General features: G+C 41.1%; 9 protein-coding genes. All 9 read left to right on the forward strand.

Going from position 1 to position 13,419, the window contains the following annotated elements; genetic code table 11:
• Positions 1 to 34 precede the first annotated feature (34 nt).
• The 9 genes from H4K35_RS11695 to H4K35_RS11735 all read left to right on the forward strand — a co-directional run bounded on the left by H4K35_RS11695 (position 35) and on the right by H4K35_RS11735 (position 13,223).
• Positions 35 to 3,190 (forward strand): efflux RND transporter permease subunit, encoded by a 3,156-nt coding sequence (locus H4K35_RS11695; RefSeq protein ID WP_182628151.1) that lies wholly within the window; start codon positions 35 to 37, stop codon positions 3,188 to 3,190.
• 12 nt (positions 3,191 to 3,202) lie between these two features.
• Entirely contained in the window at positions 3,203 to 4,594 is a 1,392-nt protein-coding gene (locus tag H4K35_RS11700; RefSeq protein ID WP_182628152.1) for an efflux transporter outer membrane subunit, read from the forward strand.
• A 167-nt stretch (positions 4,595 to 4,761) separates the two neighbouring features.
• Positions 4,762 to 5,901, forward strand: coding sequence for an efflux RND transporter periplasmic adaptor subunit (locus H4K35_RS11705; RefSeq protein ID WP_182628153.1), 1,140 nt, complete (start codon positions 4,762 to 4,764; stop codon positions 5,899 to 5,901).
• 91 nt (positions 5,902 to 5,992) lie between these two features.
• Positions 5,993 to 6,406: a hypothetical protein gene (locus tag H4K35_RS11710; protein WP_182628154.1), complete on the forward strand. Its 414-nt coding sequence runs from the start codon at positions 5,993 to 5,995 to the stop codon at positions 6,404 to 6,406.
• A gap of 78 nt (positions 6,407 to 6,484) precedes the next feature.
• Positions 6,485 to 7,873: a TolC family protein gene (locus H4K35_RS11715; RefSeq protein ID WP_182628155.1), complete on the forward strand. Its 1,389-nt coding sequence runs from the start codon at positions 6,485 to 6,487 to the stop codon at positions 7,871 to 7,873.
• A gap of 6 nt (positions 7,874 to 7,879) precedes the next feature.
• Positions 7,880 to 11,038, forward strand: coding sequence for an efflux RND transporter permease subunit (locus H4K35_RS11720; protein WP_182628156.1), 3,159 nt, complete (start codon positions 7,880 to 7,882; stop codon positions 11,036 to 11,038).
• Positions 11,039 to 11,042: 4 nt separating this feature from the next.
• Positions 11,043 to 12,128 (forward strand): efflux RND transporter periplasmic adaptor subunit, encoded by a 1,086-nt coding sequence (locus H4K35_RS11725; RefSeq protein ID WP_182628157.1) that lies wholly within the window; start codon positions 11,043 to 11,045, stop codon positions 12,126 to 12,128.
• Position 12,129: 1 nt separating this feature from the next.
• Positions 12,130 to 12,600 (forward strand): hypothetical protein, encoded by a 471-nt coding sequence (locus tag H4K35_RS11730; protein ID WP_182628158.1) that lies wholly within the window; start codon positions 12,130 to 12,132, stop codon positions 12,598 to 12,600.
• An 80-nt stretch (positions 12,601 to 12,680) separates the two neighbouring features.
• Positions 12,681 to 13,223: an AraC family transcriptional regulator gene (locus H4K35_RS11735; protein ID WP_255492450.1), complete on the forward strand. Its 543-nt coding sequence runs from the start codon at positions 12,681 to 12,683 to the stop codon at positions 13,221 to 13,223.
• Positions 13,224 to 13,419: the final 196 nt, after the last annotated feature.

Consider the following 13,419-nt stretch of genomic DNA (forward strand, 5'->3'; position numbering starts at 1 on the left):
AACAACAAACGATTCAATTTAATAAGCTACATCCATGCTAAAAAAAATAATTCACAGGCCTGTATTGGCTACCGTGATATCTGTCATATTGGTTATTCTTGGTTTTGTAGGACTAAAAGAATTACCAATCCAACAGTTTCCCGATATTGCACCGCCTAGTGTTGCGGTTCACGCTTCTTACCCTGGAGGAAATGCCGAAACCGTATTAAAATCGGTGGTGACTCCTTTAGAGGAAGTGATCAATGGGGTGGAGCGCATGACGCACATCGAATCAACGGCGAGTAATGACGGTACGGCTACAATTACCATCTTTTTTGAATTGGGAACAGATCCCGATCAAGCCGCTGTAAACGTACAAAATAGAGTGGCTCAAGTTCAGGGAATTCTACCTGAAGAAGTAATTCGCGCCGGTATTACCACACAAAAAGAACAACGCGGAATGATTATGGTTATTGATTTAATCAGTGACGATGCTGCGTTATACGATGAAACCTTTGTTCAAAACTACGCGAGAATTAATGTAGTACGTGCATTAAAGCGCATCAAAGGGGTTGGAAACGTACAGCTTTTTGGAGAAAAAGATTACGCTATGCGCGTGTGGCTAGATCCACACAAATTAGCCAATCGCGGTTTAACTCCTTCGGATGTGGAACGCGCAATCCAAAGTCAAAGTTTGGAAGTTGCTGCAGGAAATTTAGGACAAAATGCTGGTGGTGCTGTTCAGTACACCTTAACGTATCCTGGAAAATACAATACACCTGAACAATTTGAACAAATCGTCGTTCAAGCAGATAGCAATGGAAATATTTTGTATCTGAAAGACATTGCACGTATTGAGTTTGGCGCTGTTGCTTATGACGAAGAAAATAAAGTCAATGGAAAAGAAGCTGTTTCTATGGCTGTTTTCCAGACTAATGGATCCAATGCCAATGAAATTCAAACCCAAATTTACGGAGTTTTAGAGGAGTTGAAACCTCAATTGCCTAAAGGGTTGAATTACAACGTAACCTTTGCGAGTAAAACCCAACTCGACGAGTCCATTAACCAAGTGAAAACAACGCTTATTGAAGCGTTTTTATTGGTGTTCTTGATCGTTTATTTGTTCTTGCAGGATTTTAGATCTACGTTAATCCCCGCCATTGCGGTACCGGTTTCTCTAATTGGAACCTTCTTTTTCCTCAATATGCTGGGATTCTCTATTAATATGTTGACACTCTTTGCTTTAGTTCTCGCTATTGGAATTGTGGTGGATGACGCCATTGTCGTAGTGGAAGCGGTTCACGCTACCATGATGATTGATGGTTTAAATGCCAAAGAAGCAACGAGTAAAGCAATGAGCGAAATTACTGGGGCGATTATCTCCATTACCTTAGTGATGTCTGCCGTATTTTTACCTGTCGGATTCATGACGGGACCTGTGGGGGTATTTTACCAACAGTTTGCCTTTACCTTAGCTATTGCGATCTTAATTTCTGCCGTAAACGCCTTGACTTTGAGTCCAGCTTTATGTGCCTTGTTATTAAAAAATCACTATACTGATGAACACGGAGAAACGAGTAAAAAAGGATTTTTGGCGCGCTTTTTCTCTAGCTTTAACAGCGGATTTAACGCGTTGACCAACCGCTATGTTGGGGGAATTCGATTTTTGTTGAAGCGCAAAATTATAGGAGCTTCTCTTATTTTAGGGTCTTTTGTTGTTATGATTTTACTGATGAATAGCACGCCGAAAGGATTTATTCCAAATGAAGATCAAGGCTTTGCCATGTTTGCTTTGTCTTTGCCTCCGGGTTCGTCAATTGACCGTACAACGAAGGTGTTAAAAGAAGGGGATGAGATTATGCGCAACCATCCAGCAATCAAATCCGTAACAACGATTTCTGGATTTAATATTTTAGGAAATGCTGCCAGCCCAGCTTACGGAATGGGATTCATTGCCTTTAAAGATCGAACAGAACGCGGTGAAGTATCAGATATCAACGATATTTTAACCGATATCAACGGTCAATTGTCCACCATTAAAGAGGGAGATTTCTTCGTATTTGCCAACCCAACTGTACCAGGATTTGGTGATTTTGACGGATTGGAAATGGTCGTTCAAGACCGAAAAGGGGGAACAATTAATGAGTTTGCCGAGGTGGTCACTCAATTCAATGCAGATTTAAGTGCTTCAGATGAAGTGGTACAAGCCTTTACAATGTTTAAATCTGACTTCCCGATGTACAAGATTATCGTTGATCCCGTAAAAGCAAAAATGCACGGGGTAGAAGTGAGTGATATGATGGCTGCTGTTCAATTGTTTTACGGAAGTGCACAGGTGAATGACTTCAATCGATTTGGAAAACAATTCAAGGTGTTTGTACAAGGAGATGCGCCATTTAGAGCCAATGAAGATTCATTTAAAACCCTTTACGTTCACACCCAAACAGGAGAGATGATTCCGATCAGTTCGCTTGCTAAATTGGAAAAGGTGTATGGCCCACAAGCGATTAGTCGCCATAACTTATTCAACGCTATTACCGTAAACGGAATCATAAGCCCAGGAGTGAGTACGGGAGATGCCATGGCCAAAGTTGAGCAAATTGCCGCAGAAAAATTACCTACAGGCTACGGAATTGAATGGTTGGGATTAAGTAAAGAGGAAAAACAATCGGGGAATCAAATGATATTTATTTTCGGTTTGTCCATCTTGTTTGTTTACTTCATTTTGGCTGCACAATACGAAAGTTACATCTTGCCCTTAGTGGTGTTGTTCTCTCTGCCAGTAGGGATTATTGGTGTGTTTGTAGCCATTGGTGCCGTTGGAATCGCCAATAATATTTACGTTCAGGTGGGGCTCATCATGCTGGTCGGACTCTTGGCGAAGAATGCTATTTTAATTGTAGAATTTGCAGTACAGCGCAGAACTGCAGGATTGTCTATAGTCGACGCCGCTTTAGAAGCTTCGCGCTTGCGCTTGCGTCCTATCTTGATGACGTCCTTTGCCTTTGTGGCAGGGTTAATTCCGCTAATGTTCGTTCAAGGTTCATCAGCACAAGGAAACCACTCTATTAGTATTGGTACGGCAGGAGGAATGTTCTTTGGAGTTGTATTAGGGGTATTTGTTATTCCAGTGTTGTATGTGTTTTTCCAATACCTACAAGAAAAAATTTCAGGAGCTCCTCAGGCTGAAGAACCTACTGCAGAAGTTTAAACTATATTAGAAATGAAAAGATATTTATATATACTACCGCTTGCTTTGGCTTTTGCCAGTTGTAAAGTTGGCAAAGACTACGAGCGTCCAGCCTTAGAAAACCCAAGTCAGTTTTATTCGGGTATGCAGGTAGATTCTACTGTAAATACGCTAGCAGAAGTGTCATGGCAAGATTTTTTTGCACATGGTGAATTGGCATCGTATATACAAATTGCATTGGAACAAAATACAGATTTGCAATTGGCGATTAAGAATATCGACCAGGCCAACGTTTTGTACAAGCAGTCCAAGATGGGTTTGTTGCCTAGTTTAACCCTTGAGTTAACCGGCTCACATACCGATTTATCTAAAAATAGTCAGACCGTACTCAGTGGAGCGCCGCGTAGCAGTGAAGACTATAACGCGCGTTTAGACTTATCTTGGGAGTTGGATATTTGGGGTAAAATTAGACGAGAAAAAGAAGCCTCTTTAGCTGCGTATTTACAAACACAAGAAGTAAAACGTGCGGTTGAGAATCGACTCGTTGCTGAAGTAGCTACCGCATACGTCAACTTGTTAATGTTAGACGAGCAATTGCGCATCGCAGATGAAGGGTTGATCTTGCGCGAGAAAACATTTGCGTTGACCCAAAAAATGTATGAAATAGGCAATGAGTCCATTGTAGCTGTTCAACAAGCAGAAGCACAGTGGTTAGAAGCCCAAGAACTACTGCCTCAAATCGAACAGGAAATCGCATTACAAGAAAGTGCAATGGGAATTTTGTTGAATCACTTTCCACAAAAAATCCAACGCACCTCTACGATTAGCGCATTGCAGTTTTCCACTGCATTACAGGCTGGAGTGCCTGCAACATTTCTGAGTCAGCGTCCAGATATTCAAATAGCTGAATTAGAGTTGAGAAAGGCCAATGCCAAAGTAGGTGCTGCACAAGGTGAACTCTATCCTAGCTTGACCATTTCGGCTCAAGGAGGATTGAACGCAATGGAAACCTCACAGTGGTTTCAAACCCCTGCATCCCTATTTGGAACTGTAGTAGGCGGATTGGTACAACCCATCTTCCAAAAGAAAAGATTAAAAGCGGCTTATGACGTTGCGGTAATCGAACGCGAAAAAGCAGCTATTAGCTTTAAAAATGCTGTAATTGTCGGTTATGCAGATGTTCATGATGCCTTGGTGAAAATCGATAAAACACAAGAACGCGAACGCGTGGTACAACAAAGAGTTGAGCTTTTAAACACCTCCTTAGAAAGCACGCAACTGATGTTTGAATGGGATAAAGCCTCCTATTTGGAAGTGGTTAATGCACAAGCACTTGCGTTGCAAGGGAATTTGAATTATGCAACGTTAAAACGCGATTATTTGGTTTCGAAAATCGACTTGTATCGCGCTTTAGGCGGACATTAAATAGGTGTTGTGTGAAGTTAATAATAGCTGACGCTCTTGGTTCAAGGGCGTCAGTTTTTTGTTTATAGGTCATGGCTAATCGATTGGAAATAAAATTTGATTCCTATACAAAAGAACTTTAAAATGGCGTGATTGTTCGTTATATTTGTACGAATTAGTACGAGGTTATGAAGAATAAAAAAGTTAGAGCGCAACAGATTATTATGACCGTTGGTTGTATTGGTTTCTTGGTATGGGTTGGATTTCGCGGGATGAATGAGCGTCAAGGCATGATCATAAAGGAAGAAACAACGACCAAACCGTTGCCTCCAGCTGAGGACGAAGTTCGTATACAAGAAATTGTAGAAAAAACTATCGAAGTAAATCAAACCTATACTACGGCTTTAGCTCCAACGCCATTACGCTTGCTTCGATCAAACCAAAGCGGCGAGTTAATCTTGTTAAAAGTGGATGTTAATGATCGAATTGAAGTCGGGCAAGAAATTGCTATGTTGCGCGTTGCCCAAGGAGACACCCTCGGATTAGGTAAAGCCATGCGAAAAGTAAAAGATGCAAAAATTCACGTCAAACAACAACTTGATCTCCTCTTGGCCATTGATCGTGGAGAAGATGGCACAGAGGCAAAAGAAAAGTACGAAGTGCAATATGCACACTATACGGAGGCAAAAAATGCCTTAGCCCATTGCGAAGGACAGGTAGCAAAACTTACTTCATCTTCCCATGTAACCTATGTTGAAACGGCTATTAAGGCAACTGAAGCCGGTGTAGTCAGACAAGTGTTAGTTGGTGCAGGACGCAAGATTGAAAACAATCAACCGTTGTTAAGCATCCTGAATGGACAATCACAATTGATTCAAATCGAAGCGACAAGTGAAGATTATTTATTGGTGCGCGATCACTTAGCGCAAACTAAAGCGACGCTAGTGTTTCAAGATCAATCTACCTATGAGCTACCCCATACTGTTTTGACTACTTTGACTCAAAAGTCCATCAGTGAAGAAGGAAAAATAATCATGACATTAAATGCCTCTTCCATAGCCAATAGAGAAGCAATCCGTCAATTGACGTTGCGCATTCCCAATATTCCCGTAAAAGTACTCGATGAAAAAGCTATTTTCATGCGGGATACTACCACCTATATCTGGACGCTAAACGAGACAAATACCGTCGTAGCTACTCCGGTTGTTCCGGTGAAAAAAGAAGGAGGAAAAGTCTTTGTACACAAGGGTAATGCAACGTGGAACCGCGTTTTAGTAGGCAATTTAGCTGAAGTAAAAGAAGGAGAACCCTTTCCTTCCAATCACTAGTAGACTTGGGTGTTTGGAGTAAAATTATACAATATATTCCAAAAGTTATATAATATTCTTTTAAGGGAGAGTTGATACCTTCGCCCTACATATGAAGAGAATATTAGTCATACTTTTTAGCTTTTTGTACTTGTTTTTAGCCTCAGGCTTCAGTACATACCAGCACCTCTGTAAAGGATTGGTGCAGCAAACGAGTGTGGCTTATGCTCAACTTGCGGAAGATAGCTGTTCTTTTTGTAGCAAAACAGGAAATACGGTAAATGAACCGAAAAAGAATTGCTGTCAAGACAAAGTTGAAGTTGTAAAAGTAAAGTCTGAAGTACAGCAATCTAGCTTTAAGGTTTTAAAGGTTTCATTTTTTGTTGACGTTATCTTACACCGCTATTTTGGTGCAGTATACGAGTTTGTCGCTGCACCAAAAGAGATTTTAATTCCCTACCTATATTATCTTGATCAGACAAAGGAGATTCCTTTGTACATCAAACATTGCGTATACCGAATTTGATTAGTACACAACGTTGAATATATCCTCCTCATGGGTGGATAATGCAAAGTTATTGTATAATTAAACGCGTGATTTGAAATGAAATTCAATGCAATAGCGTTCGTTGTTCTATGGAGTACAGCCAGTGCTGTATCGGCTCAAACGCTTACTTTAGCACAAGCTATAGAACAGGTTACTCAACGCTATCCCCTTATAAAAAGTAAAGAAGCTAAACTACAAGCTTCGATGTATAATACCCAAAATCAGAAGGGACATTATTTCCCAGATTTAACTTTTGGCGCTCAACAGAGCTATGGTACGATTAATGCACAAAATGGTCCGTTGTATGCGTATGGTGGCTTGGGATCAGCAGCTACTTCCATGCCATTAGCAGAACAAAATTGGAATGCTGCCTTTGGATCTCTCTATTTTGCCAATGTCAATTGGAATGTGTTTTCCTTTGGTAAAACGCGTCAAAGTGTAGCGATGGCAAAAGCGCAGCAAGCAGTGCAACAGCATGATGTAGCTCAAGAGATATTTAAACAACAAGTAAAAGCAACTGCTATTTATCTAAATACTTTAGCGGCCCAGCGCATTGTTGAGGTTCAACAGCGAAATGTAGACCGCGCTCAAGTTTTTTATGCGCTTACAGAGGCCAAAGCATCAAGTGGGTTAATCGCTCAGGTAGATGAACGCTTAGCACAAGCAGAGGTAGCTTTTGCTCAAACAACCTATATCAAAGCCCAAGACAAAGTATTGGAATGGGAAAAACAATTGTCTGATGTATTGGATCAACCCACGCAATCCTATGCGTTAGATCCTGTATTTGTAACGACAAAACCCCTGCTTTTTGATGGTGAATACCCAAGGGAAAACCATCCTTTTTTGCAAGTACAAGCCCAAAAAATAACACAAAGTGAGACGATGGAAAAAGTGGTACAACGCAGTCGTTTACCTCAACTCAATGCCTTTGGTGTTATACAGGGGCGCGGATCAGGTTTTGATTGGAACTACGTGCAGGACAACTCGGCTTTTAGCCGTAATTACAGCAAAGGAGTAGGGGTTGATCGCACCAATTATTTGGTTGGTTTACAATTGACGTGGAATATTTCTCACTTTTTCAGATCTGGGTCTAAAGTAAAAGAACAAGAACAACACTCTACTAGCTTGCAAGCAGATTACGCAGCTATGGATCGCGAATTGTCCAATCAAGTAGAACTGACCAAAGCGCAGTATCAACACGCAACGGATATTTGGAATCAAAGCGCGATTGAAGTGCAAGCCGCTACTGTAGCTTTTGATCAACAAAAAGCCTTGTATGAAAATGGACTAAGTGATTTAGTTGCTTTTACTCAAGCACTATACACCTTGCAACGAGCGGAAATTTCTTTTGAAGTGGCTCAGAACAACATCTGGCAGGCCCTGTTAATGCAAGCCGCTGCACAAGGAGATATTCAAATTTTAATCAACGCCATTCCCCAAAAATAATAGAGTATGAATTTAATTCGATTTGCCTTGCGCAAGCCGATATCTATTATGGTATTGGTGATAGGATTACTGTTCTTTGGTGTGAAGTCATCCAAAGAAATTCAGGTCGATATTTTACCTGAAATGAATTTACCCGTGGTGTATATCGCCCATTCATTCAATGGCTATACCCCCCAACAAATGGAAGGGTACTTTACGAAAATGTATGTCAATATGATGCTTTTTGCCAATGGCATTAAGAGTATTGATACCAAAAATACCCAAGGCCTAACCTTGATGAAGGTGGAGTTTTACGAAGGGACAGATATGGGCGAGGCAATTGCTTCCATTTCGGCTTTGTCGAATCGCTCGGTAATCTTTTTACCCCCTGGTGCACCACCTCCGTTTATTATTCGATTTGATGCTTCTTCTCAACCTGTTGGACAATTGGTGTTCCGATCTGAGACGAAGACCAATAACGAATTACAAGATATTGCCAATTTTGTGGCACGTCCCTTTTTGATTAAGATACCAGGTATGACTACGGCACCGCCTTTTGGAGGTTCACCACGTACAATCGAAATCAACATTGATCCCAACAAGCTCCGTGCCCATCAAATGAGTCCAGAGCAAATTGTGGAAGTGATTAGCAGACAAAACGTTACTATGCCTTCAGGAAATGTGTATGTCGGAGAGAAAAACTACTTAACTCCAACGAATAACACCCTAAAAACCGTAGAGGAATTTGGCGATATTCCCTTGTTTAAAGGACAAGTGGACAACGTGTATTTACGCGATGTTGCCACGGTAAAAGACGGAGCAGATATCACCACAGGCTACGCCCTTGTAGATGGAAAGCGTTCCGTTTATATCAACATTGCCAAATCGGGAAAAGCATCGACTTATGATGTGGTGCAACAGCTGAAAAAATCAATTCCTCACATCCAGAACAACCTACCTGATGATGTAAAAATATCCTATGAATTTGACCAATCAGTCAATGTGATTAACGCAGTAAAGAGTTTGTTGTTGGAAGGAGTATTAGGGGCTTTGTTAACGGGATTGATGGTGTTGTTGTTTTTGCGCGATCCAAGAGGAGCATTAATTGTAATTACAACCATTCCCATAGCCATTATTTCGGCTGTGCTATTCCTCAAGTTATTCGGTCAGACCATTAACATTATGACGTTGTCTGGACTGGCGTTAGCTATAGGTATTTTGGTTGATGAGAGTACGGTAACCATTGAAAATATACACCAGCATTTTGCGTTAGGTAAGAGCAAGGTGCAAGCCATTTGGGATGCGTGTAAAGAGATTGCATTCCCCAAATTATTGATTCTTTTTAGCATTTTAGCAGTATTTGCACCCGCTTTTATGATGACGGGGATTCCAGGGGCTTTGTTTATGCCGTTGGCTATGGCGATTGGATTTGCAATGACTGTTTCTTTTTTGCTCTCTCAAACCTTTGTGCCGATTATGGCGAACTGGTTGATGAAATACAACCCTGAAAAACACGCTATGCCGACTGAAGCAAAAGGGTTTGACAGGTTTAAAAATCGCGTGGTTGTAGGAATTGAAAAGATCATGCCGATCAAGAAAATTTTAGTTGTTGGATCCATTACTTTGGCAATGCTAGCTGTAGCATTTATGTATCAAAATATTGGAAAAGACGTATTGCCTGTGGTAAATTCTAGCCAAGTACAAATGCGTATTACTGCACCAGAGGGCACGCGTATTGAACATACCGAAAGAAAGATAAAACAGGTACTCGCAGAGCTAGAGGATCTCTTTGGCAAAGAGAAAATCGCCATTTCTTCTGCTTTTGTTGGGCAACATCCATCCTCCTTTGCAGTGAGTCCGATTTACTTGTATAATGCAGGGCCTCACGAAGCCTCTATGCAGGTTGCTTTCCGCGATTTTAGCGGCAATACCGATGAGCTAAAGGATCAAATACGCCAGCGCATACAACAAAAATTACCTGAGTTGAAAGTGACCTTTGAACCAATTGAATTAACCGAGAAAATCTTGAGTCAGGGGACCAATACGCCGATTGAAATTCGCATTTCAGGGATGATGCGCAAGATGAACATGATGACGGCAACTAAATTACTGGCAAAATTGAACGAGATCGACTATATGCGCGATCAAAGCATGCCAATTTCAATGAATTATCCGGCTTATGAAATTAACATTGACCGCGTACGCGCAGCACAATTGGGATTAGATGCGATGGATATTGCAAAATCCTTAGTGGCAACTACAGCTTCTTCTCGCTATACAAACCGCAATATGTGGGTAGGAGGTATGATGGGCATTGCCTATGATGTTCAGGTTCAAATGCCACAAAATCAACTGACGAGCAAAGAAGAGCTCGAGAGTATTCCGCTGAGTAAGAATGCAGATCGCCCTGTGCTAAGTGATGTCGCTACGATTGTAGAATCTAAAGCACTAGCAGAGAGCTATAACGAAGGAACTATGGGATATGTAACGGTGGTTGCCAATGTGCATCAAACGGATTTGAATCGAGCGAAAGTCGATGTAGAAAAAGCCATTGCCTCTTTGGGCGAATTGCCAAAAGGAGTGAATGTTGAACTAAAGGGAATGGCACCCGTACTCGATGAAACGATGAAGAGTTTAGCAGGCGGACTAGTTGTGGCTATTGTTGTAATATTTTTGATGTTAACAGCTAACTTCCAATCGTTTAAAGTGTCGTTTGTTATTTTGACAACTGTGCCCTTTGTTATGTTAGGTGCGTTAGTGCTGTTAAAGATCACGGGATCAACGGTTAACTTACAATCCTATATGGGGATTATTATGTCTGTGGGGGTGTCGATTGCCAATGCGGTGCTCTTAATCAACAACGCAGAAACTTTGCGAAAAACAGGGTGGACCGCTACAGCTGCTGCTATTGAAGCCACAAAGCTCCGCATCCGACCAATTGCCATGACTACCCTAGCTATGATTGCGGGAATGCTTCCTATGGCTATAGGACATGGAGAAGGTAGTGAACAAGTAGCACCACTAGGAAGAGCCGTAATTGGAGGATTACTTGCTTCAACTGTCTCTGTACTATTTGTTTTACCGATGGTCTTTGCTTGGGTTATGGACAAAGTAAGCAGTCAATCCCCCTCTCTAGATCCAGAAGATACAGCGAGCATTCACTATTTACCGACTGAAAATAAATAAAACAATGAAAAGAATATATATAGCCTTGGTTAGTTTAGCAGTACTAACCGCATGTACAGATAAGAAAACAGCCGAAACTACTCCTGAAAAACCAGCAATGGCAGGAATGATGAACAAGATGGAAACTTTTGTACTTGAAAAGACCAATCCGGTTGTTTCCCTTCAACTACCTGCTGAACTGAGAGCGGATCAGCGCACTGAATTGGTAGCAAAAGTCAATAGTTATGTCACCGATTTACGCGTAGATATTGGCGATATAGTTAAGAAAGGACAAGTGTTGTTAGTTTTGGATGCCCCTGAAATACAAGCTCAGGTTGCAAGTGCTCAGGCCAAGTGGAAAGCACAAGAAGCACTGTATGTTGCAACAAAAGCAACCTATGACCGCACCCTAAAAGCAAACGAAACGGTTGGCGCCATTGCACCTGATTACCTGGAACAAGTTACCGCAAAGATGTTAGCTGATAAAGCACAGGTGAACGCCGCATTATCTGCTTACCAAGAAATGAAGAACATCGACCAATACCTGGTGATTAGAGCCCCTTTTGACGGAGTAGTTACCGATAGACAAGTGGATAAAGGCGCTTATGTTGGACCGATGAATAAATTGCCTTTGTTGGTTGTGGAAGATATTCATCGGTTGAGGTTAAACATCGCTGTTGCCGAAGCGCATACGCCTTATGTACAAGTAGGAGATACGGTGACCTTTAAGGTGAAAACCATCCCTCAACACGTTTTTTCTGGCGTGATTAGCCGTCAGTCGGGTAGTTTAGATTTAAAGCTGCGTACCGAACAGCTTCAGGCGGATATTAACAATAAAAATCAGCAATTAAAACCCAATATGATTGCTGATGCCACCCTGCGATTACAGCGCAATGAACCGAGTTTCTTCGTGCCCAAAACGGCCGTAGTAGAAAGTAATTTAGGCGTTTATGTTATCGAGATAAAAGATGGAGTGGCGTATCATATCCCAGTTGCAAAAGGAAGAGTAATGCCGATGATGGTGGAAGTTTTTGGAGAATTAACCGTGGGATCAACCCTCTTGAAAATGGCCACAGAAGAAATAATGCATGAACAAAAAATAAAAAAATAAAATGAGAACAAAAGGGATGAAAACAATGGGCGTACTTGCTTTAAGTGTACTAGCCATCGCATGTGGAGAAAAGAAGACAACTTCAGATACACAGGCTAAAGAAGCATTAGAGCAGACGCAACAAGAACTACAGCATATGGCTACAGGGGCATCTGCTACTGCTTCAACACAACAGCACAAAAAAGGAGATGCAGTACCCAAAGAATTGGTTTGTATGGTAAACGATGCCTATATGGGCAAGCAGCAATTGGAGGTTATGCACCAAGGTAAAATGTATTATGGCTGTTGTGCCATGTGTCAATCGCGCATTCCTGAAGACGAAAGCGTACGCGTTGCTTTAGATCCCTTTTCTTTAGAACAGGTGGATAAAGCCGAAGCTTATATTGTAATTATAGGAAACAATGGTGAGGTCGCTTATTTTAAAAATGAGGAAAATTACCAACAGTTTGTAGCCGAAGCACCAATTAATTAATGTAGAAGTAGGGAAGTAGCTACCTACTTCCCTCTATTTTTTTAGGTATGAATCAGTTGTGTATTTTGCATATAAAAAATATGGTTTGTCCTCGTTGTATTGATTTGATTCGAAAGGAGTTGGATAATTTTGGGATAGCTGTTAAAGACGTGCGTCTAGGTGAGGTGACGTTGTTTACTCCTTTGTTAGATGTGGAAATAAACCAAATAAAGGTACGATTCTTGGAGTTAGGATTTGAGTTGCTCGACGATGCCTCTGGTATTATGGTGGAGCAAATCAAGCGAAAAATTATTGAATATGTAGAGGCGAAGGATGCGCAAGCGATGAATCTATCGGATTATGTAAGTTCAGCAACTACCTTAGGGTATGCGCGTATGGCTAGGTTATTCACCAAGCACACCCAACTCACTATTGAAAAGTATTATATCTTATATCGTATCGAAAAAGTAAAAGAGCTGATTTCATATGGAGAGTTATCCCTTGAGCAAATCGCCCAACAACTTCACTACAAAGAGGTGAGCCATATGAGTAAACAATTTAAAAAGATAGTAGGTCTCTCTCCTTCGGTTTACAGGAAAAATCAAAGGTTTGAACGGAAGTACATCGATCATATTATTACTTAATTACCAATGACTATGCAGGTACTTTGTATAGTTTGACTGTTTGTTGACAAAAAGAGGACCTTGGACCGTCCTCTTTTTTATTTTCATGGCTGTTTTTTGCTCCATTTCTCATCCGCAAATTAACGGTAGGATGTAGTAGTTTTGTTTCAACTATAAAAGCTTTTGTTCTGGGTGATAGCAGTATTTGACTAGGTTG

The organism is Myroides sp. NP-2 (assembly GCF_014145665.1).
Taxonomy (GTDB): Bacteria; Bacteroidota; Bacteroidia; order Flavobacteriales; family Flavobacteriaceae; genus Flavobacterium.